The organism is Aeromonas sp. 25-248 (assembly GCF_053005425.1).
Window position 1 is genome coordinate 121,506 of record NZ_JBRKTB010000001.1, and the last position, 20,416, is coordinate 141,921.

17 protein-coding genes and 1 pseudogene are annotated in these 20,416 nt (G+C 63.0%); 11 read left to right on the forward strand and 7 right to left on the reverse strand.

Features of this window, described 5'->3' with window-relative positions:
* Positions 1-242 precede the first annotated feature (242 nt).
* A pseudogene (locus ACVDHI_RS00615) lies at positions 243-539 on the reverse strand (DNA internalization-related competence protein ComEC/Rec2); the annotation flags it as partial.
* Positions 540-567: 28 nt separating this feature from the next.
* Between ACVDHI_RS00615 and ACVDHI_RS00620 the strand changes: the two are divergent.
* The 3 genes from ACVDHI_RS00620 (at position 568) to ACVDHI_RS00630 (ending at position 3,195) form a co-directional block, all read left to right on the forward strand.
* A complete protein-coding gene (locus tag ACVDHI_RS00620) occupies positions 568-1,086 on the forward strand; it encodes a DUF2062 domain-containing protein (RefSeq protein ID WP_039040274.1) in 519 nt (172 codons plus the stop codon).
* Positions 1,080-1,574 (forward strand): DUF2062 domain-containing protein, encoded by a 495-nt coding sequence (locus ACVDHI_RS00625; RefSeq protein ID WP_039040273.1) that lies wholly within the window; start codon positions 1,080-1,082, stop codon positions 1,572-1,574. The genes ACVDHI_RS00620 and ACVDHI_RS00625 overlap by 7 nt, the downstream gene beginning before the upstream one ends.
* Before the next feature lie 115 nt (positions 1,575-1,689).
* Positions 1,690-3,195, forward strand: coding sequence for a helicase HerA-like domain-containing protein (locus ACVDHI_RS00630; protein WP_048207959.1), 1,506 nt, complete (start codon positions 1,690-1,692; stop codon positions 3,193-3,195).
* A gap of 79 nt (positions 3,196-3,274) precedes the next feature.
* On the opposite strand, the gene ACVDHI_RS00635 is transcribed toward ACVDHI_RS00630, so the two are convergent.
* The 3 genes from ACVDHI_RS00635 to ACVDHI_RS00645 form a co-directional block, all read right to left on the reverse strand.
* Positions 3,275-4,465, reverse strand: a complete 1,191-nt coding sequence (locus ACVDHI_RS00635; protein WP_041213134.1) for an amino acid aminotransferase — start codon at positions 4,463-4,465, stop codon at positions 3,275-3,277.
* A 135-nt stretch (positions 4,466-4,600) separates the two neighbouring features.
* Entirely contained in the window at positions 4,601-5,542 is a 942-nt protein-coding gene (locus tag ACVDHI_RS00640) for a hypothetical protein (protein WP_447211578.1), read from the reverse strand.
* A gap of 195 nt (positions 5,543-5,737) precedes the next feature.
* Complete coding sequence (locus ACVDHI_RS00645) at positions 5,738-6,775, reverse strand: porin (RefSeq protein WP_041214891.1); 1,038 nt, start codon at positions 6,773-6,775, stop codon at positions 5,738-5,740.
* 382 nt (positions 6,776-7,157) lie between these two features.
* Here ACVDHI_RS00645 and dinG point away from each other — a divergent pair, with 382 nt between their 5' ends.
* From dinG to ACVDHI_RS00660, 3 genes are all read left to right on the forward strand, one after another.
* Positions 7,158-9,230 (forward strand): ATP-dependent DNA helicase DinG, encoded by a 2,073-nt coding sequence (dinG, locus tag ACVDHI_RS00650; RefSeq protein WP_201925875.1) that lies wholly within the window; start codon positions 7,158-7,160, stop codon positions 9,228-9,230.
* A gap of 213 nt (positions 9,231-9,443) precedes the next feature.
* Positions 9,444-10,103, forward strand: coding sequence for a YccT family protein (locus ACVDHI_RS00655; RefSeq protein WP_039040268.1), 660 nt, complete (start codon positions 9,444-9,446; stop codon positions 10,101-10,103).
* A gap of 70 nt (positions 10,104-10,173) precedes the next feature.
* Positions 10,174-11,070, forward strand: coding sequence for a histone deacetylase family protein (locus tag ACVDHI_RS00660; RefSeq protein ID WP_447211579.1), 897 nt, complete (start codon positions 10,174-10,176; stop codon positions 11,068-11,070).
* 89 nt (positions 11,071-11,159) lie between these two features.
* On the opposite strand, the gene ACVDHI_RS00665 is transcribed toward ACVDHI_RS00660, so the two are convergent.
* A complete protein-coding gene (locus tag ACVDHI_RS00665) occupies positions 11,160-12,308 on the reverse strand; it encodes an MFS transporter (protein WP_041214889.1) in 1,149 nt (382 codons plus the stop codon).
* Between the two features lie 296 nt (positions 12,309-12,604).
* Complete coding sequence (ylqF, locus tag ACVDHI_RS00670; protein WP_039040265.1) at positions 12,605-13,555, reverse strand: ribosome biogenesis GTPase YlqF; 951 nt, start codon at positions 13,553-13,555, stop codon at positions 12,605-12,607.
* Between the two features lie 341 nt (positions 13,556-13,896).
* Between ylqF and ACVDHI_RS00675 the strand changes: the two genes are divergently transcribed.
* The 5 genes from ACVDHI_RS00675 to rnk all read left to right on the forward strand — a co-directional run bounded on the left by ACVDHI_RS00675 (position 13,897) and on the right by rnk (position 18,859).
* A complete protein-coding gene (locus ACVDHI_RS00675) occupies positions 13,897-15,288 on the forward strand; it encodes an alkaline phosphatase (protein ID WP_447211580.1) in 1,392 nt (463 codons plus the stop codon).
* 24 nt (positions 15,289-15,312) lie between these two features.
* On the forward strand, positions 15,313-16,680 hold the full coding sequence (locus tag ACVDHI_RS00680) for an alkaline phosphatase (protein ID WP_447211581.1): 1,368 nt from the start codon (positions 15,313-15,315) through the stop codon (positions 16,678-16,680).
* Positions 16,681-16,730: 50 nt separating this feature from the next.
* Positions 16,731-17,414 (forward strand): hypothetical protein, encoded by a 684-nt coding sequence (locus ACVDHI_RS00685; protein WP_041215862.1) that lies wholly within the window; start codon positions 16,731-16,733, stop codon positions 17,412-17,414.
* Positions 17,415-17,495: 81 nt separating this feature from the next.
* Positions 17,496-18,230 carry a substrate-binding periplasmic protein gene (locus ACVDHI_RS00690; RefSeq protein ID WP_010675251.1) on the forward strand — a complete coding sequence of 245 codons (735 nt, stop codon included), beginning with the start codon at positions 17,496-17,498 and terminating at the stop codon, positions 18,228-18,230.
* A gap of 233 nt (positions 18,231-18,463) precedes the next feature.
* Entirely contained in the window at positions 18,464-18,859 is a 396-nt protein-coding gene (rnk, locus tag ACVDHI_RS00695; RefSeq protein ID WP_010675253.1) for a nucleoside diphosphate kinase regulator, read from the forward strand.
* 108 nt (positions 18,860-18,967) lie between these two features.
* On the opposite strand, the gene ACVDHI_RS00700 is transcribed toward rnk, so the two are convergent.
* Complete coding sequence (locus ACVDHI_RS00700) at positions 18,968-20,095, reverse strand: GGDEF domain-containing protein (RefSeq protein WP_408770676.1); 1,128 nt, start codon at positions 20,093-20,095, stop codon at positions 18,968-18,970.
* Positions 20,096-20,416: the final 321 nt, after the last annotated feature.

A 20,416-nucleotide genomic window follows, 5' to 3' on the forward strand; every position in this document is an offset into this window, starting at 1 on the left:
GGGCTGCTTCAAAATGGGGTTTAAACGCCGAGTTAAACCCCAAACTGCATTGCAGACCACCCGCCCTGGGTTTTCATTTTTGGCGCAACGCTCCCGAATACCGTCCATGAACTTTCATTTTGACGCCGCCCGCACCTGGCACCACCGGATCCCTCTCTAAGCCTTGCCAGCCTTGAGTTTGTCCCACGAGATCCCACTTGTTTTCGGCTGCTCCCGGTTTTTTCATTCTCAGTGGTCGGTTACAGCAGGCGCGCAAATTTATCCCCCTCTTTCTCTCCCGAAGACTCCGCACTTTGCACGTGTGCGGTTATGATGTGGCTCGTTTTTTTGCCAAGCTGATCCAGCCAGGCAAGCCGGTAGTGCAAATTCACCTGCATCCAGAGGATGCCGAGCAGCAGAAACAGCAGCCGCCAGCAACGACCACCGGCAAGGGGGAGCGCGAGCAGCAGCATCAGGCCACCCCATTCCCATGAAGGCAGCCATGGCCAAAGCAGTGAGGAGCTTGCCCCCAGGGCAAACGACAACAGACGCAGATCCATGGAGCAAGTATTTAGCAAGGTTCAGAACATGCCCAAACGAATCATACAGCGCTGGCTACCCGACCCGGCGACCCTCAAGGAACACAAACACTTGCGACTCTTTGGCAAGCTGCTGCTGGATGCCAATCTCTGGCATCTCAACCGGCGCTCCGCCGCCGGTGCCTGTGCGGTCGGCCTCTTCATGGCCTGGGTGCCCCTCCCCTGCCAGATGCTGCTGGCCGCTGGCGGCGCCATCGCCTGCCGGGTCAACCTGCCCCTCTCGGTGGCCCTGGTCTGGCTCTCCAACCCCCTGACCATGCCACCGCTGTTTTATGGCGCCTATCTGGTGGGCTGCCAGTTGCTGGGGCAACCCTCCCAGCACATCGAGATCACCTTCACCTGGGCCTGGCTGGTGTCGGTGTTCGAGACGGTGGCCCCGCCGCTCTTGTTGGGCTCCCTGGTGCTTGCCCTGCTGAGCGCCCTCGTCGGCTATCTCCTGGTTCGCGCGGGCTGGCGCCTGAGCACGGTACGCCAGTGGCAAAAACGCAAGGTGGCGCGCCCATGCTGAATCGCTGGTTGGCCCGCTTCAAGATTGACCCCGATACCCTGCGCCAACAGAAGTGGTTCGCCCTCTTTGGCGAGCGACTGCTGACCCCCGCCCTCTGGCAAGGGGGAACGCGGGCCCTCTGTGGCGCCGTGGCGGCCGGGCTGTTCGCCAGCTGGGTCCCCATGCCCATGCACTCCCTGGTGGCCGTCGCCCTGGTGCTGGCGTTCAGCTTCAACCTGCCGCTGGCCCTCTTGGCGGTCTGGTTCAACAACCCGCTGACGCTCCCCTTCATGTACCTCTACGCCTATCGTACCGGTTGTCTGGTGCTGAACGAGACGCCAGCCCCCTTCCATCTCACCTGGTCCCTGCACTGGCTGGAGCAGGAGGCAGCCACCCTGGTGCCCCCCTTCCTGCTCGGCAGCCTGCTGCTGGCGGTGCTGAGCGCCGCCGCCGGCGCCTTGCTCACCCTGCTGCTGTTACAACTGGGCAAGCTGACCCGCCCCCGCTAGGTTGCCAGCACGCCGTCCTTGTCTCGGGTGGCGTGCCTTGCCATCGTCTGCCTCTGCCACCACACTCCTTGTAACCCGTTGTTTTTCGACCCCCATTCGAAACAAGGAGCCCACCATGGCCGAACCGCTCACGCTGGCCCATGCCAATGGCCACCCCCTCTCCCTGCTACCCGCCATGGCCAATCGCCACGGCCTCATCACCGGGGCCACCGGCACCGGCAAGACAGTCACCCTGCAGGTGCTGGCGGAGGGGTTTTCCCGCCTCGGCGTGCCGGTCTTTCTGGCCGACGTGAAGGGGGATCTGAGCGGCCTGGGCGCCGCCGGTACCCCCTCTGCCAAGCTGGATGCCCGTCTGGCCCAGCTCGGCCTTCAGGCACCCGACTTTGCCGCCAGCCCCACCCTGTTCTGGGATCTCTTCGCCGAAGAGGGCCACCCGGTGCGGGCCACCGTCTCCGACATGGGGCCTCTGCTGCTTGCACGCCTGCTCGGCCTCAACGACACCCAGAGCGGGGTGCTGGAGCTGGTGTTCAAGGTGGCGGACGACGAGGGGTTGCTGCTGCTCGATCTCAAAGACCTGCGGGCCATGGTGCAGTTTGCGGGGGAGCACGCCAAGACCCTCACCACCCGCTACGGCAATGTGTCGACCGCCTCCATCGGCGCCATCCTGCGCAACCTCCTCACCCTGGAGAGCGCGGGCGGCGATCACTTCTTCGGCGAGCCCATGCTGGACATCCAGGATCTGATGCAGACCGACGAGGCGGGCCACGGCCATATCAATGTGCTGGCCGCCGGCAAGCTCACCCAGTCCAGCCGCCTCTATGCCTGCTTCCTGCTCTGGCTGCTCTCCGAGCTGTTCGAACAGTTGCCCGAGGTGGGGGATCCGGAAAAGCCCGTGCTGGTGTTCTTCTTCGACGAGGCTCACCTGCTGTTCAAGGATGCCCCCAGGGCACTGCTGGAGAAAATTGAGCTGGTGGTGCGCCTCATCCGCTCCAAGGGGGTGGGCGTCTATTTCGTGACCCAGAGCCCGGCCGACATCCCCGACAGCGTGCTGGGGCAGCTTGGCAACCGGGTGCAACACGCCCTGCGCGCCTTCACCCCGAGCGATCAGAAGGCGGTACGCATCGCCGCCAACACCCTGCGGGCCAACCCTGCCTTCGACGCCGCCGGAGCCATCACTGAACTGGGGGTCGGGGAAGCGCTCATCTCCCTGCTCGACGAGAAGGGGCGGCCCAGCGTGGTGGAGCGCGCCTTCATCGCGCCCCCGGCCAGCCGCATCGGCCCCCTGAGCGCGGCCGAGCGCCAGGCGCTTATTCAGGGCTCATTGCTCTACGGCAGATACGACACCCAGGAGGACAGGGAGTCCGCGTTCGAGCGGCTTCAGGAGGCATCGCCCGCCGCCGGTGACGAGACCGCTTCCCCACAGACCGACCAGGGCGGCGGTCTGCTGGATGCCTTGAATGGCATCCTGTTCGGTCGCACCGGCCCCCGTGGTGGCCAGCATGACGGGGTGGTGCAGACCGCCGCCAAGAGCGTCGCCCGCACCCTCGGCAACGAGGTGGGACGCCAGCTGATGCGCGGGGTGCTCGGCTCCCTGCTGGGGAGCAGCAAGCGGCGCCGCTGATGCCTGAAAATGAAAAAGCCCGCCGATACGGCGGGCTTTTTATGGCTGAAGCAAGGCGCTGGGCGCAGATGCTTCTCTCTTACAACACCTTGGCGATGGCGTCGCAGAGGGGATCAATGTTGGCGCGGGTGATGCCTGCCACGCTGATCCGGCCGGAGCCAACGATGTAGATGGCGAATTCGCTCTTGAGGCGCTCCACCTGATCCTTGGAGAGACCGGAGAAGGAGAACATGCCGTTCTGTTCGCGGATGAAACTGAAATCCTGGTTCACCCCCCGCTCGGCCAGCTTCTCCACCAGCAGCTCGCGCATCTCGCGAATGCGCACCCGCATGGCGGCCACTTCTTCCACCCACTCCGCATAGAGGGCCGGGTCGCTCACCACGGTGGTGACAACGGCGGCGCCGTGTGACGGCGGGTTGGAGTAGTTGGCACGAATGACGGTCTTCACCTGGGTGAAGGCGACGTCGGCCACCGCCTTGGTCGCGCAGACCAGGGTGAAGGCGCCGACCCGCTCGTTGTAGAGGCCGAAGTTCTTGGAGAAGGAGCTCGCCACCAGCAGCTCGTCGTGGCACTCGGCGAAGATGCGAAGGCCTTCGGCATCCTCTTCGATGCCGCGGGCAAAGCCCTGATAGGCGAAGTCAAAGAGCGGCAGCCAGCCAGCGGCAGCACTCTGACTGGCCAGGGCGCGCCACTGCTCGGTGGTGGGATCGATACCGGTCGGGTTGTGGCAGCAGCCGTGCAGCAGCACCAGATCCCCCGCCTGCGCGTCAGACAGGGAGGCCTGCATGGCGGCGAAGTCGAGTCCCTTGGTGGCGGCGTCGTAGTACTTGTACCACTTGACGGTCAAACCGGCCGCCTGGAACACGCTGACGTGGTTCGCCCAGGTGGGATCGGAGATCCAGATGGTCTTGGCGAGATTGTTGCGTACCACGAACTCGGCGGCGATGCGCAGGGCACCGGTACCGCCCGGCGCCTGCGCCGTCTTGGCGCGGCCGCTGGTCACCAGGGCGGCATCACGGCCGAACAGCAGTTGCTGCACGATGCGGCCGTATTCGATATTGCCTTCGATACCGAGGTAGTTCTTGGTCTTCTCGTCGGTCAAGAGCTTCTGCTCGGCTTGCTTGACGCAGTGAAGGATAGGAGTGGCACCGGTCTCATCCTTGTAGATACCGACCCCCAGATTGATCTTGTGGCTGCGAGTGTCGGCACGGAAGGCTTCGGTCAGGCCCAGGATCGGATCCGCTGGGGCGGCAACAACCTTTTCAAACATGGTATTCCCTGTAGTCCGTTGAGTTCGTTGGCTGGCAAAGTAGGTTGGCAAACAAAAGCGCCCGTCCAGGGAGCGCTTCGTCAGCTCTTTATACCACTGCCTTCCATAGGGGAAAACCGCTTTCTCGGCGCCGCCTCAACCAATCCCGTGCCAATCCGGTGCCAGGGCACACACCTCGACCGACAGACCCCGATTCGACTCCACCAGATCATTGCACTGCGCCAGCAGCGCACGGGGGATACGGCTCGGCTCCCAGGGCCGGCCATCCCCCAGGGGAGCCCCGTAGGCCGCCTTGATGGGCACCAGATCCCGGGGCAGCCACCAGCTCGCCGGTCTCCCCAACCGCTGGGCCAATGCCAGTACTCTGTCGACCCCGGCCGGATCCAGGGCAGTGAGGTGGCTCCAGAGGGTCTGGGGCGGCAAGGCGGCGATCAGGGGCTCCAGCGTGCCGGGATCCTCGGCGGGATACCAGACCAGCAGGGCGTCGGCGGGCAGTGGCAACTCGGCGAAGGCGCCGACGGCATCGGTCGTGATCACCCGCTGTATCTCCCCCTCTCCCCAGAGGATCTTGCCAAGCTGCACCAGGGTGCGGGCTGGCAGCGCCACCTCCCCCAGGGTCTGGAGCCAGGGGGCGGCATCCAGCAGGGTGCCGCCGCTGAGAAACAGGCTGAACGGCCGTGTGGCCCGCAGACGAAGGGGCAGATCACTGCAAAGCCGGATCCCCTTGTCTTCGAAGTCGATCTGCTCGATGGGGCTGAAATGACCCTCCCCCTTGCGATACAGGGCCGCCAGCACCCGCTCGTTGACCCTCTCCCCCAGTTGCCAGCCGTGGGATTGCAGCCACTCCTCGGGTTCCGGCGGGGCACTGGCCATTTTCGCCAGCATCAGTTCCCGGGTCAGATAGCGGTGCCCGGCAGGGGTGAGCTCATAGTGGTGATTGCCAAGGGCCAGCAGCAACTGGTTGTCCCGAAGCATGCCGATGAGCGGCTGCCATTGACGACCGCGAACAGCCTGGGGACCGCCGCTCAGCAACTGCTGTGCCAGCGCGCGCCACTCGGGGTGGGTGAAATCGATCAAAGGCATCCTTCCCTGTCGGCCAATCTGCTTCAACAAATTGAATAATCTAGCGATTTACCAGAGGAGAACCAAGGGGGCAAGGAAGACAACGTGATATGGCGCAGGGCCAGAGGGCGAAAAGTAGTGAAGGGGCCAAAAAACAGAACGGCCAAGCAAGCTTGGCCGTTCATCAACTAAATCAGCGCAGAGGCTAGATTAGAAGTTGTATTGCAGGGCAACAGTGAACTCGTCGTCCTTGTCGTTGATACCCTGGATTTTGTACTCGGTGTACGCCTTGAACTTGGAAGTGAAGTTGTACTGCACGCCCAGCAGGGTTTCGTCGACGATGTCTTCGTAAGAAGAACCGGCGGAGTTGGACAGTACCTTGCCTTCGGCGAAGTTGTAACCGGCCAGGAAGGTCCAGGCGTCAACGTTGTAGGAAGCAGCCAGCTCGTAGCCACGGCCCTTGTCCTTGTTGTTGCCTTGGGTGGTGTTGTCGTAGCTCAGGTCACCCTGGGTGTACATACCGGCGAAGTAGAAACCGTTGATGGCGTAGTGTGCGCCCAGGGCCCACTCTTTCTTGTCGCCAGAAGCGGTGCTGACGGTGCTTTCCAGGTCGGAGTAAGCGTAACCGGCGTTCAGGCCCAGACCGAAGTCGAAGTCGTAGCCAGCAGCAGCGGCGTAGCCGTAGTTGCGCTTGACGTTCGGACCGTAGACGTCGGTTTCCTTGATGCCTTGACCGATGTCAGTAACCTTGACAGCTACGTCATCGTTGGTCTGGTAGGACACTTTGCCCTTGAAGCCACCGAAGGTGTTGGAGTAGATGATCTGGCCTTCTTGACGACCGTCGTAGAAGTTACCTACGTCACCCCATTCGTTGAAGATATCGGTCGGCTCCAGCACGTCGTAGAACGCGGTGTCGGTCTGGCCGAAGATGATCTTGCCGTACTGGGTACCGTCCAGGCCGACATAGATGTGACGGGAGTTGAACTTGTTGTCAGAGTTTTCGGCGGATACTTGCCACTCGGTCTTGGCGATACCGGACCAGGTGTTGTTCAGGCCGACTTTGCCGGACCAGCCCAGACGGGAGGAACCAACCAGTTCAGCGTCGGTGTCGTCGTGGTCTGCGTACATGTTGGCTTGTACACGGCCGTAGATATCAAAGGAGGTGCCGTCTTTGTCGTAAACGACAGCAGCGTTGGCTGCGGATGCGAACAGAGCCGGGATAGCAATAGCCAGAATTGTCTTTTTCATAGTTTCCAATGCCTACTGTAATTAAACACTAAGTCCTTGTTATTCCCTGTGTTAGCGATGTTCTTTGCATCACTATGGCGCCGAGACTATCACCGGGTTTTCGAATCCGCAATGAAAAAACTTGGAACTTTTTATGAAAACCATAGTCACAGGGAAAAATTTGTGAGCTGAATCTCACAATGTTTGCCCCATCAGGGAAAACGTTTACAGCGATACTCTCTGCCTGAATCCCTCTTTTTTGGTGGTTTATTGCAACCCCCTGTTCCCTCATAACATATGTGCAAAGCCGGGGCTGACCCGACTGCTTCTCCCCTGCCTCGACCCGGGCCGCCTGTTGCGGGTATCCTGTTGCCATCCACACCGACACGGCCACACCTTCTTTATGCTATCGACTCGCCTCAAAGCCACCATCCGCAATACCTATCGCCAGATTGCCGATGGTTTACCCGGTTTTGTGCCGCGCAAGGAGCAGAATTTCCTGGTTGCCGAAATCGCCAAGACCCTGACGGGAGAATATGACAGGAGTCGCCGCATCCTGGTGGCCGAGGCGGGCACCGGCATCGGCAAGTCCCTCTCCTATGCCCAGGGGGCCATACCAGTGGCACGGCTGACCCAGAAGAAGCTGGTGATCTCCACCGCCACCGTGGCCCTGCAGGAGCAGCTCATCCACAAGGATCTCCCCTTTTATCACCGTCACAGCGAGCTGCCGTTTCGTTTCATGCTGGTCAAGGGGCGCCAGCGCTACTGCTGCGAGCACCTGCTGGAGCAGGCGGCAAACGGCAGCGAGATGGCCAATTTCGAACTCGACTTCGGCGCATTGAGCAAACACAAGCCATCGGATGCTGACAAAGCGTGCTACCAGGGGCTGTGGCAGGCCTACACAGAAGGCAAGTGGGACGGGGATCGGGACAACTGGCCCAAACCCATTCCGGACCCTTGCTGGGATCGCATCGCCGCCGACCGCCACACCTGCAACAAGGCCCTGAGCCACCATCAGCACTGCCCCTTCCATCGGGCACGCAACGACATGGACGCGGCAGACGTGCTGGTGGTCAACCACGCCCTGCTGCTCTCCGACCTCACCATGGGGGGCGGCATCATATTGCCGCCGCCGGACGAGTGCATCTATGTGCTGGACGAAGCCCATCACCTGCCCACCATCGCCCGGGATCACGGCGCCGCCAGCGCCAGTATCAAGGGATCCCGCCGCTGGCTGGAAAAGCTGGTGCAAAGCGCTGGCAAACTGGCCAGGACGCTGAACAAGGAGAGCCTGCTCGACCCCCAGCTCAAACTGCAGGATGCCCTGGCCTCTCTCCAGCCGGATCTCAAGGCCCTCGAGCAGTGGCTCACCAGCAATGATCACCTCTTTGGCGGCGAACCCCACCACAGATTCGCCGATGGGGTGCTGCCGGATCCCCTGCCCATGCTGGCGGAAAACCTCAAGGAGGCGAGCAAGAAGGCGTTGCGGGCGCTGGACAGAATGCAGGGGGCCATCGGCGAGGCGCTCAAGGATGGCGAGATTCGTCGCAAGGAGGCCGAGCCTCTGCTGGCGGAGAGCGGTTTTCACTTGCAACGGCTCGAGAGCTTCTACGCCCTCTGGGAGATGCTGAGCCGCCATGTTCCCACCGGCAAGACCCCCCTCGCCCGCTGGATGGCCAGAAGCGAGGACGGGGACATCTGGCTGCACGCCTCCCCCATCGAGGTGGGGTATCTGCTGGAGGAGTGGCTCTGGTCCCGCTGTCTCGGGGCCGTGCTGGTGTCGGCGACCCTCACCGCCCTCTCCTCCTTCAGTTATTTTCGCCACCAGGTGGGGCTCAAGGAGCATGACGGCACCCGCTATCTGCGGCTGCGCTCCCCCTTCGACTACCACAAGGCCGAACTCTATCTGCCCAAGATGGCCCATGAACCCAGTGCCCCCGCCTTCACCCAGGAGTTGATCGATACCCTGCCCCGCCTGCTGGCAGGCAAGGAGGCCAGCCTGGTGCTCTTCTCCTCCTATCGCCAGATGAACGAGGTGGCGGTGGGGCTGCGGGCCAAGGGGATGTCGCTCCTGGTACAGGGGGAAGCGTCCCGCAGTGCTCTGCTCCTCTTGCACAAACAGAAGTGCGACGGCGGCCAGCCCAGCATCCTCTTTGGCACCGGCAGCTTCTCGGAAGGGCTGGATCTGCCCGGCCACTACCTCACCAACCTGGTGATCACCAAGCTCCCCTTCGCGGTGCCCAACTCCCCCGTGGAAGAGGCGACCGCCGAGTGGATAGAGCAGCGCGGCGGCAACCCCTTCCTGCAACTAACGGTGCCGGAGGCGTCGCGCAAGCTCATCCAGGCCTGTGGCCGCCTCATCCGAAAAGAGGCGGATCGGGGGCGGGTCACCATCCTGGACCGGCGCCTGCTGACCAAGCGCTACGGCAAGGGGCTGCTGGACGCCCTCCCCCCCTTCACCCGACGCATCGAGTGACACGGCTGACGACCGCCATGCGTTCCCCTGTCCCTCATGTCAGGAGGGGGCAGGAAGATAGAAGAGCACGCTGCCCGCAGGGCTCGGGGCAGCGGGATCCACACCCCGCACACCGGAAGGCGCCATAAACGGCTATTGCCGCTGTGGGGCAAACCTGTAAAAATGACCCCCTATTTTTCAGTGGGCAATTGCCTGACTGTTCAAGGAGATGAAATGAAACTGACTGTTCTGGTACCGGCCCTGGCTGGTCTGTTGTGGGCAGGTAGCGCCCTGGCCGCTAGCCAACTGGAAATTACGAATCCCTATGTCATCCAGCTGCTCGATGGCGAACCCGTCAACCCCCAGCTGCTCGATAAAGCCACCGTCTTCTCCCTGGAGCCCGGCAGGCACCAGGTCGTGGTCGCCTTCGAGGGCAACTACTCCAGCCGCAGTGAAACCAAGCTGGTCACCGCCGAGCCCCTGGTGATCAACTTCACCGCCGCCGACAACCAGCAACTCTTCCTCGACTTCAAGAAGCCCCGCAAGGAAGAAGAAGCCAAGCGTTTCGTCAAGGAACAGAACGTCGTTCTGAAAGACAAATCCACCGGCCAGGTCCTGAAATCCGAGCAGTTCGTCATGCCGACCGTGGGTGGCTTCCAGCTGACACGTGACTATCAGCAGGAGCTGCTGAAGATGGGCAAGGCCTTCAACCAGCCCAAGACCGTTTCCGTCTCCACCGCCGCCGTGATGGCTGCCGCCAGCGCACCGGTGGAAGTGGCCCCGAGCAAGGCCATGAGCAACCCGGAAGCCCTGACCCAGCTGCAAAGCTGGTACAACAAGGCCGATGCGGAGACCCGCAAAGCCTTCCAGATCTGGGTGATCCAGCAGCAGTAAGGCGCATCGCACGCCTGCATCGAGGGGAGCCTGGCTCCCCTTTTTCATACCCGTTCATGGCCGATGCTTCATGTCACTGCGCATCTTCTATCACCCCCACTACTCCGCCCTGACGCTGCCCGAGCGTCACCGCTTCCCCCTGGCCAAGTACCAGGCGCTGTTTGAACGCCTCGTCGCCCTCGACTATCCGCTGGCACAGGCCGCCCCTGCCAGCCGTGAGCAGATAGAGAAGGTGCACGATGCGGCCTATGTACAGGCCGCCCTCGCCGGCACCCTCAATGAAGGGGCCATTCGCCGGCTCGGCTTTCCCTGGTCTCCCCTGCTGATTGAACGTACCCTGCACTCGGTCGGCGCCACCCTGGCCGCCAGCCACCACGCCCTTGCACAGGGCTGCGGACTGCAGATCTCCGGCGGCTACCACCACGCCCACCGGGGGTTTGGCAGCGGCTTCTGCCTCTTCAACGATCTGGTGATCGCGGCACGAACTTGCCTGGACGAGGGACTCTGCGAGCGAGTATTGATTGTGGATCTCGATGTCCATCAGGGAGATGGCAGCGCCGCCCTGTGCACGGGCAGCCGTGACATCATCACCCTCTCCCTGCACGGGGAACACAACTTCCCCCGCCACAAGCCGGCCTCCCATCTGGACTTTCCCCTGCCAAGCGGCATGGAGGACGACGCCTATCTCGAGACCCTGGACCAGGCCCTCGCCCTGGCTCATCGCCTCTACGCCCCCGACTTCATCCTCTATCAGGCCGGGGTGGATGTGCACCGGGACGACGAGCTAGGCTACCTCTCCCTGAGCGACTCCGGCGTGCGCCAGCGCGATGCCATGGTCTTTGACTCTGCGCTTCGCCACGGGCTGCCCATCACCGCCGTACCGGGAGGGGGTTACCGGCGAGACTGGCAGAAGTTGATCCCGCTGCACCTCTCGCTCTTTGAAGTAGCAAGGCACCGGTTTGGTTGAGCGGCACCACCCGGCCCATGATGAAAAAAGGCGACCCTTGGGTCGCCTCTTCTATATCCAGTGCGCAGGGATGATGACGCCGTCTGCCCTCAGGCATGGGCCATCGGCGTCGGGTGCTCGCCCATCTTGCGCAGCAGCATCAGCAGATAGACAAGGGAGACCCCGGCAATCACCATGAACAGCAGATGATCCGAGTAGTGCTGCATCAGGAGCGCCGTCAGGGTCGGCCCGAGCAGGCTGCCGATGGTGTAACTCAGCAGCAGCGCCTGGTTCATGGCCACCAGTTGATGCTGCTCGACCTTCTCGCAGGCCCAGGCCATGGCCACCGGATAGAGCGTGAAGCCCGCGGCCCCCAGAATGAACAGCGTCGGTCCCATGGCCGCGTTGCCGAGCATCGCCATGGCCCCCAGGATCACCACCAGCACCTGTACCCGCAGCACCGGCAGGCGCCCGAAACGATCCGCCAGACGCCCCACCGGCCATTGCCCCAGGATGCCGGCGCTCACCATCACCGCCATCCAGTAGCCGATGGCCCCGTCGCTCACCCCCTGGTGGTTCAGATAGAGCGGCATCAGACCATAAAGCACCCCCAGCACGATGCCGGAGAGGATGCAGCCGTTCACCCCCAGACGCGCCTGACGCAGGCGCAGCATCGGCCAGACCGGAGTCCTGGCCTGGTGGTTGCCTGACGGACTGGCGATGCGGGTGAACAAGAGCGGCAGCATGGCCGTCAACACCAGGGCGGTCACCCAGGGCAGCACCGCCATCAGCGACGTCGGCACCTTGCTCACCAGCAGTTGCCCAAGCACAGTGCCCACGTAATAGACCATCATGTAGGCGGCCAGCAGGCGCCCTCGATTGCGGGCGTTGCCGCTGCACATCAGCGCGCTCTCCACCACCACCCAGATCATGGCGCAGCCTACCCCGGCGATGAATCGCCAGGCGAGCCAGCTCCAGAAAGCCACGGTAATGCCGAGCCCGACGCAGCCTGCGGCAAAGAGCGCACTGGCCAGGTAGTAACTGCGATTGAAGCCGCAGCGGGCGATGAGTCTGCCCGCCAGCAGGGTTCCCAGCAGGTTGCCGGTGAAATAGGAGGAGCCGACCATGCCGACCTGCCAGGTGGGCAGATGCTCATGGGCGAGCCAGAGCGGCACCAGGGTATTCAATACCGCGATGGCCAGGGTCAGCAACAGCAGGCCACAGAGCAGGAGCAGCACCGGGCGGGAGTATGTGGTCATGGATAGAACCGTGGGGAGAGGCAAAATGCGAGCGCATCATGCCACCGCCTGTGCCTTTGTCAATCGGCACTGAGGCCGGGTCGCAAGGTTTTTCTGCCCACCGTGATGGCAACGCGGCACGGCCCTCCCCTGACGGGAGCCTCATCCCCTTGATTGGCCGACACCTTGGTCATGATGAGGGGAAGCGGGCCGTTGAACATCGACCCTCACGCCAGAGGCCGAGGCCATGACAAGAAGAGGCGACCCAGGGCCGCCTCTTCTTTCTAACAAGCACAACCTATCGTGCACAACGCCGGTCAGCGCTGACGCTTCTTGGCGTACTTGCGACGAGCCCGGGCCTGGCGCTCCTCTTCCCGCTCCGCCTTCTCCCTGGCTTTCTGCTCAGCCTCGGCCTGGGCTTCCACTATCTCGACGCTCACCATCTCTGGCGTCTCCAGGGAGATCCGCCCCAGCATGCCGGACCGGAATTCATTGACCAGGATTTCCGAGGCCTTGTGCAGATCCGCAAGCCCCCCCTTGCGCATGAAGCCGCGCTGACGGGCAATGAGATCCAGCAGCTCGATCTCGGTCTCCGGCAGCTCGCTCAGCTGGTAGCGTGCCTTGATGCGCTCCGGATAGGCCTTGATGAAGTAGTCGGCGGCAAACATGGCGATGTCGGCGTAATCGAAGACGGTATCCTTGATGGCCGCCGTGATCGCCAGTCGATAACCGCAGGAGGGCGGATTGAGCTTGGGCCACAGGAAGCCAGGGGTGTCCGTCAGGATGACGTGGTTGTCGAGCTTGATCCGCTGCTGGGACTTGGTCACCCCCGCCTCGTTGCCGGTCTTGGCGATGATGCGCCCCGCCAGGGTGTTGATCAGGGTGGACTTGCCCACGTTGGGGATGCCCATGATCATGGCGCGCACCCCGCGCAGCTCGAAGTTGCGCTCCGGCAGCATCTCGTGGCACAGGGTCAGCAGTTGCTTGATCATCGTAGGCTCCTGCTGGGTCAGGGGCAGAGCCTTGATCCCCTTCTCCTGCTCCATGTGGGCCACCCACAGCGCGGTGATCTCGGGGTCGGCAAGGTCTGCCTTGTTGAGCACCTTGATCACCGGCGTCTCCCCGCGCAGCTCCGGCACCAGGGGGTTCTCGCTGGAGAAGGGGATGCGGGCGTCGAGCATCTCGATGATGACATCGACCTGGGGCATGACCTCTGCAATCTCTTTGCGGGCCTTGTGCATGTGGCCGGGGAACCAGTTGATGGACATATCCGTTACTCTCTCATTGGCATGCGGTCCCCTCTCGGGGCTGCGGGCGCTCGGGGTTGCGGGTGCGTGGTGATGCGCCAGACCGCTGGCACTCATCGCAAGGGGGCGCATTTTACCTGCTGCGGCCCCGATTTGACAGGCTATTCTGGCCGGGTGTTGTCACCCGGGTGGCCGGATGCCCGCCACGCCACCGGGAGGTGAGTGGCAGAACACAATCAACATAACCCATTGATATAAGATAACATTTACAAGGCGCTTTCACCGCATTGTCATCTCTCTTCACTAAAAGTGTCATCTGCCCCCTCTAGGCTGCGCTCAGGTTTCACAAGGAGCGAACCCCAATGAGAAAGATGGCAGGACTTGCAGTGATGATAGGCGCCGCCCTGGCCGCCGGCTGCAACTCCAACAACGACAGCAACACCCCGGAACCCAGCGCCAAGAACGTGATCTTCTTCCTCGGCGACGGCATGGGTCTCAACACCCTGACCGCCTCCCGGATCTATGGCGTCGGCGAAGAGGGCAGCCTCACCATCGACACCCTGCCGGAAACGGCCTTCATCAAGACCTTCTCCCACGATGCCCAGGTGACCGACTCAGCCCCCTCCATGGCGGCCTACATGACCGGGGTCAAGAGCAACAACGGCGTCATCAGCATGGACAGCGACGCCACCCAGGAGAACGATTGCAGCCAGAGCGGCGGCAAAGCGGTGACCACCCTGCTGGAGCTGGCCAAGGCCGATGGCCGTGGCACCGGCGTGGTCACCACCACCCGGGTCACCCACGCTACCCCGGCCGCCACCTATGCCCATATCTGCAACCGGGATCTGGAGGCTGATATCGCCGTCCAGATGGTGCCGGGGGGCAGCGGTTACAACAGCGCCCTGAAGGAGGGGCTGGACGTGGTGCTCGGGGGCGGCAGCGGCTTCTTCCTGCCCAGCGCCGACAAGGGCAAGCGGACCGATGGTCGCAACCTCATCGACGAGATGAAGGCGAAGGGCTATCAGTTTGCCGCCACCCTGGACGAGCTGAACCAGGCCGATGCGAGCAAGCCGCTGCTGGGCCTGTTTGGCTCAAGCCACATGAAATATGACCTGGACCGGCCCGCCAGCGAGCCGTCACTGGCCCAGATGACCCTGGCTGCCATCAAGCAGCTCAAGGGCAAAGAGAAGGGCTACTTCCTGATGGTGGAAGGGGGGCGTATCGACCACGCCCTGCACGACACCAACGCCAAGCGCGCCCTGCAGGATACCCTCGCCTTCGACAACGCCATCCTGGCCGCCATCAATGAAGTGAAGAAAACCGATCCCGAGCTGAAAAACACCCTGATCGTGGTCACCGCCGACCATGACCACACGCTAGTCCTGAATGGTTATGCCAAGCGCACCGGCAAGACCACCGCAGGCAATGCGGGCGTGCTCGGGCTGGTGAAGAACTACGAGACCGGCGAGCCGAGCAAGGATAGCGATGGCATGCCCTACACCATCATCGGCTTTGGCAACGGCTACAACCGGGTGGACGGCCCGCGCAGCAGCGTGGCGGCCCTCGACGACGCCACCGCCTCCGCCGACGACTATCACCAGGAGGTGGTGGTCAAGGTGGGCGAGATAGGCAACGAGACCCACGGCGGTACCGACGTTTTCCTCGGCGCCATCGGCCAGGGAGCGGAGCGCTTCCACGGCTCTCTCGACAACACCGCCGTGTTCGGCAAGATCAAGGCTGCGGCCAAGCTGTAAGGGATTATCAGGATGAACATCACCATGAAAAAGACGCTGGTCTGCACCGCCCTGCTCGGCACGCTTGGCGGCCTCTCCCAGGCGCACGCCGCCGATGCCAAGAACGTCATCCTCTTTATCGGTGACGGCATGGGTCCCACCGTGCTCACCGCCACCCGCCTGTTCAAGGTGGGGGAAGAGGGGGATCTCGAGATGATGAAGCTGCCCCAGAGCGCGCGCATCAAGACCTTCTCCCACGATGCCCAGACCACGGACTCCGCCCCCTCCATGGCGGCCTACACCACCGGCGTCAAGATGAACAACGAGGTGATCGCCATGAGCAGCGACACCAGGGCCGTGGCACCGTCCAAGGATGCCAACGGCAACAAGGGCATCAACAACTGCACCAGCGACAACGGGAGCCCGGTGCCCACCCTTCTCGAGCTGGCCAAGGCGGCGGGCAAGTCGGTGGGTGCTGTCACGACCACGGAGCTCACCCATGCCACCCCGGCCGCGACCTATTCCCATATCTGCCACCGGGATGCGGCCTACGCCATCGCCGAGCAGGCGGTACCGGGCGGAGCCGGCTTCAATCAGGCGCTGGGGGATGGGGTCGATGTGCTGATGGGGGGCGGCGCCAACCACTGGACGCCCTACAGCGCCAGCAACAAGGGCGGCCGGGCCGACGGCCGGGATCTCACCGCCGAGCTGACCGCCCGGGGCTACCGCTATGTCACCACCAAGGATGAGCTCTCTGCCGTCAACTCGGGCAAGGTGCTGGGGCTGTTCAGCACCAAGTCCCACCTCGACTACGAACTGGACCGCGTCGCCAAGGGGGCGGCCAGTACCCAGCCGTCCCTCTCCGAGATGACCGCCAAGGCGATCGATCTGCTCAGCCAGAACAGCCAGGGCTACTTCCTGATGGTGGAGGGGGGGCGTATCGACCACGCCCTGCACGCCACCAACGCCAAGCGATCCCTGACCGATGCGGTGGCGCTGGACGAGGCGGTCAAGACGGCCCTCGGCAAAGTGGATTTGAGCGATACCCTGATCGTGGTTACCGCCGACCACGACCACACCATGACCATCAACGGCTATTCCGCCAAGGGCAACAAGGTGCTGGATCTGGTCAAGAACGCCGATGGCTCGACCCAGAACGACGCGGACGGCAAGCCGTTCACTACTCTGGTGTTCGGCAACGGCCCCAACCGCCAGGACCAGCGCCCCATCCTCACCAGCGATGAGGTGATGGCGGATGACTACCTGCAGGAGACCGGGGTCAAGCTCGGCTCCGAGACTCACGGCGGCGGCGATGTGATGCTGTTCGCGGGCGGCGCAGGCAGCAGCCAGTTCAAGGGCACCCTCGACAACACCCGGGTGTTCGGCAAGCTCAGGGAGGCCCTCGGCCTGTGATAAAGGTGCCCGGCACCGCGCCGGGCACCTTTTCCGTCGAGCGAGAGACGATGATGAAATATCTGCTTTCTTTATGGCTGCTGGGCAGCGCCCTCTCCTTCCCCCTCCTGGCCGACGAGGTGCCCGATCTGGCCGCCCGCATCCGCTACGTGGACAGGGTGACCGGCAGCGACGGCATCACCCGGGAGAGCCAGTGGCAGGAGAAGTGGCTGCGGGTCGGTGACCAGGTGTGGAGCCAGCGGCTCATTCCCGTTCCCCTGGCCCGTGCCTATCACGCCACCCACGATGCCCGCCCCGGCCACAAGCACTTCACTCACCAGATGGCGGCGCGCTGGGTGACCCGCAGCGAGGGAGACGCACTCCAGTTGCGCTACGCCGATGCCTGGCACAACCAGCTGGTGGAGGTGCCGCAGGAGGAGTACGGCCAGGTGGCCTTCAAGCCGGAGTGGGCGCGGATCCGCCACCTCATCAACCCTTCCCTGTTGGAGGGAATGACACCGCTGGATGAGGCCGCCCCCGACCAGGCGAACTGGTATGAGACCCGCGAAGGTCGCCAGCGTACCCGCATCCTCTGGTCGAGCCGCTGGCAGTTGCCCCTGGTGGTGGAGTCGGCAAGCCTCGACGGTTATCGCAGCTACCGGATGGAGGTGACGCTCAAGACGCTGCCAAAGACCCTCCCCTGGCAGCAACTGGCAGGGTACCAGACCCTGGATCTGCGGGATTTCTTCGACTGATCCCCCCAGGCGGCAATCGCCTGGCTGACATGACGTAACGGGATGTTACACTCTCTGTACTCATCCCGGACCCGAACATCCATGCGCCTTGTTACTCTGCTTCTGCTGCTCTCCCCTCTGATCGTCTGCGCCTTTTCGGCCCGTGCCGTGGTCGTCGTGGCCGCGGACATTCCCCCCTATGTGATCCGCGCCCAACAGGGTGCGCCGAGCGGCATGGCCATCGAGGTGCTGGAGGAGGCTGCCCGCCGCCTCGGGGAACCGCTCGAGATCGAGTTGATGCCGCTGGCTCGCGCCCTCAGCCAGGCCAGCCACCGCCCGGATGTCCTGTTGTTGCCCCCGGCCCGAAATCCCCAGCGCGAACCACTGTTTCTCTGGATTGCCCCTCTGCTGGAGGAGGCCTTCGTGCTGGTCAGCCATCGCCGTCACCATCCAGCGCCGCTCTCCATGAAGACGCTGCCAGGCCTCACCGTTGGCGTGATGCGTGGCTCCCATAGCCAGAGCCTGATCCAGCCGCTGACAGGGGTGACCCGGGAGCTGGTCACCGAGGAGGTCAGCAACGCCAGCAAGCTGGCGCGCGGCCGCATCCAGGCCTGGGCGGTGGCCTGGAACACCGCCCGTTACAACCAGCAGCGGGCGGGTCTGCCGCTCCCGGATCTGGTGCGAGGCGAGACCTTGCAGCAGAGCACCCTCTACCTGGCCGCCAGTCCCCGCTTCTCCCGCAGCGAGGCGCTGCGCTGGCGCCGGGTCATTCAGGAAATGAGGGAAGATGGCAGTCTCGCGCGCATCCTGCACCAGTACGATTACCAGGCTCCCTGATGAGAAAGTCAGCCCAATTGCCAAACCACCCCAGAATGGTTATGGTATCTCCATGAAAGCAATCATGATTTTTTCCAGTACGCTCACACCCCGCTGAGCCCCCGCCCTCGCCCCGCTGCGCGAGTCGCTCGGGGGCATCGCTTTTGCTGTCTGCTTATTACCCTTGCACCGTTTTTTGTCGACCAGTCTGCCCGTCATCCTGGTCCTTTCAGTCATTGATAAGGAAATACCCTATGAAACAGCCTCATCTCGTCATCTCCAGCCTGGATCTGGATCGCATCGAACAGCTGCTTGGCAACCACCCCCAGCACCTTGCCCTGCAAGAGGAGCTGGATCGCGCCGAGATCCGCGAACCCGCCGACATGCCGCCGGACGTGGTGACCATGAACAGCACGGTGCGCTTCAAGATGCAAAACAGTGGCAACGACTTCTGCCTGACGCTGGTCTATCCAAAGGATGTACAGGGGGACGAATCGAAGATCTCCGTGCTGGCGCCAGTGGGCAGCGCCCTGCTGGGGCTCAAGGTGGGTGACAGCATCGCCTGGCCTGGGCCGGCCGGTCGCACCATCCAGGTGGAGATCCTGGAAGTGGTCTATCAGCCGGAACGCGCGGGGGAGTTGCACCGCTGACAGGCCGCCAGGCGGCCATTCTGGTCTGATGCGACCAGGTGGCTGACTCGGTATGCCTTTGTCCGGTCGGAGCCGACGGCCACCGGCCGGGCATGACCTGACGGGGGATCAGGCCCCCTGACAGATCCGGTTCTTGCCCTCCCGCTTGGCCTGATAGAGAGCGCGATCTGCCTGGCTGAACAGGGTGTCAAAGTGCCATTCGCGGGCGCTGGGCACCCACCCCAGGCTGGCCGTCACCCGGACCCCCTTCAGCTCCAGCGTTTCTATTCCCTGGCGGATCTGCTCGCAGCGCGCCTGCTGGGCCAGGGGGTCCCACTCGGGCAACAGCAGCACAAACTCTTCCCCGCCGAAGCGGCTGGCCACCAGATCCCGCTGGCCGGCAAGATAGCGACCCACCGCCTCCAGCACCCTGTCCCCGGTCTCGTGACCGTGGCGATCGTTGATCTGCTTGAAGTCGTCGAGATCCAGCACCACCAGCGCCCCCTGCCTTGCCATCGTCACGCAGTGATCCATGAAGCCGCGCCGGTTCAGGAGGCCGGTCAGGGGATCCTGGCTGGCCTGTCGCCGCAGGGCCAGGGCCCGGTACTGGGTACAGAGCAGCAGCACCCCGAAGGTCGACAGATAGTTGCCCATCAGCATGGAAAGGAAGGGGAGCACATTGACCGCATGCTGATCCATCAGGACCCGCACCTCGCCGCCGAGCAGGGCCCCCATGCGCACCAGATTGAAACCGTAGAGCAGGATGTTGACCACGGTGAACACCAGCACAGCGGGCAGATAGTCAGGGTAGCCATGGCGCCAGATGAGCCAGACAATCACCGCCCCCACCATCATGTAGCTCAGGCAGGCCAGCAGCACCCGGGGGGCCATCTTGTCGTTGAAGATGACGCTCCAGCAGAGGATCAGCAGGTAGACCAGCATGAAGAGGGTGAATGCCCGCCAGTTTGGCGGCTCCCCGAAGAAGCGCTGGATGGCGAGTGGCATCAGGGCGAGGCAGAAGGTGATGAGCAGGTTGGCCAGCCAGATCCCCGCGATATGGGGGGCAAATGCCTGCATGAAGAAGAGCGATTGCGCCGCCAGGGCACAGAGGCTGGACCACCACCAGAGCCCGAGACCGGGTATTTCCCTGTGGGTCGACCAGATGATGGAGAGGGTGATGAATCCCAGGCTGTAGCCCCCGAGGGCCATCAACATCAGGGTAAATACGTCCAGATTGAGCAGAATTGAGGCGTCCATTCCCGAACCTTCCAATGGGGATGGCTGAGTATATGGGAAGCCCATGACAAGACACAGAGGGAGCCTATGGGCCGGGCAAAAATATTTGACCGGCTCGCACGCCCCATTCCCCGTGAAGCGTGCCGGACAACGCCCTGTCTGTGCCCGGATTTTCCACCGAGACGGCCGCCGGATATTTTGCACTTGAACCGGCGCCATTAGATAGATATGTTGTTTTCATGTGGTTTTATGAGTCACCACGAGGGATAAAAGTCTCCATAACTTATTGAGTCTTCTGGCACAAACAGGTTTTGGTACATTTTTCATCCAACGAACCATTCA

What these genes read in the sequence shown, in the direction of transcription:
- ACVDHI_RS00645 (WP_041214891.1), bottom strand. Translation starts at nt 6,775, where the DNA reads ATGAAAAAGACAATTCTGGCTATTGCTATCCCGGCTCTGTTCGCATCC.
- ACVDHI_RS00630 (WP_048207959.1), top strand. Translation starts at nt 1,690, where the DNA reads ATGGCCGAACCGCTCACGCTGGCCCATGCCAATGGCCACCCCCTCTCC.
- ACVDHI_RS00690 (WP_010675251.1), top strand. Translation starts at nt 17,496, where the DNA reads ATGCGCCTTGTTACTCTGCTTCTGCTGCTCTCCCCTCTGATCGTCTGC.
- ACVDHI_RS00700 (WP_408770676.1), bottom strand. Translation starts at nt 20,095, where the DNA reads ATGGACGCCTCAATTCTGCTCAATCTGGACGTATTTACCCTGATGTTG.
- ACVDHI_RS00680 (WP_447211581.1), top strand. Translation starts at nt 15,313, where the DNA reads ATGAAAAAGACGCTGGTCTGCACCGCCCTGCTCGGCACGCTTGGCGGC.
- ACVDHI_RS00620 (WP_039040274.1), top strand. Translation starts at nt 568, where the DNA reads ATGCCCAAACGAATCATACAGCGCTGGCTACCCGACCCGGCGACCCTC.
- ACVDHI_RS00685 (WP_041215862.1), top strand. Translation starts at nt 16,731, where the DNA reads ATGATGAAATATCTGCTTTCTTTATGGCTGCTGGGCAGCGCCCTCTCC.
- ACVDHI_RS00635 (WP_041213134.1), bottom strand. Translation starts at nt 4,465, where the DNA reads ATGTTTGAAAAGGTTGTTGCCGCCCCAGCGGATCCGATCCTGGGCCTG.
- rnk (WP_010675253.1), top strand. Translation starts at nt 18,464, where the DNA reads ATGAAACAGCCTCATCTCGTCATCTCCAGCCTGGATCTGGATCGCATC.
- ACVDHI_RS00625 (WP_039040273.1), top strand. Translation starts at nt 1,080, where the DNA reads ATGCTGAATCGCTGGTTGGCCCGCTTCAAGATTGACCCCGATACCCTG.
- dinG (WP_201925875.1), top strand. Translation starts at nt 7,158, where the DNA reads ATGCTATCGACTCGCCTCAAAGCCACCATCCGCAATACCTATCGCCAG.
- ACVDHI_RS00655 (WP_039040268.1), top strand. Translation starts at nt 9,444, where the DNA reads ATGAAACTGACTGTTCTGGTACCGGCCCTGGCTGGTCTGTTGTGGGCA.
- ylqF (WP_039040265.1), bottom strand. Translation starts at nt 13,555, where the DNA reads ATGTCCATCAACTGGTTCCCCGGCCACATGCACAAGGCCCGCAAAGAG.
- ACVDHI_RS00660 (WP_447211579.1), top strand. Translation starts at nt 10,174, where the DNA reads ATGTCACTGCGCATCTTCTATCACCCCCACTACTCCGCCCTGACGCTG.
- ACVDHI_RS00675 (WP_447211580.1), top strand. Translation starts at nt 13,897, where the DNA reads ATGAGAAAGATGGCAGGACTTGCAGTGATGATAGGCGCCGCCCTGGCC.
- ACVDHI_RS00665 (WP_041214889.1), bottom strand. Translation starts at nt 12,308, where the DNA reads ATGACCACATACTCCCGCCCGGTGCTGCTCCTGCTCTGTGGCCTGCTG.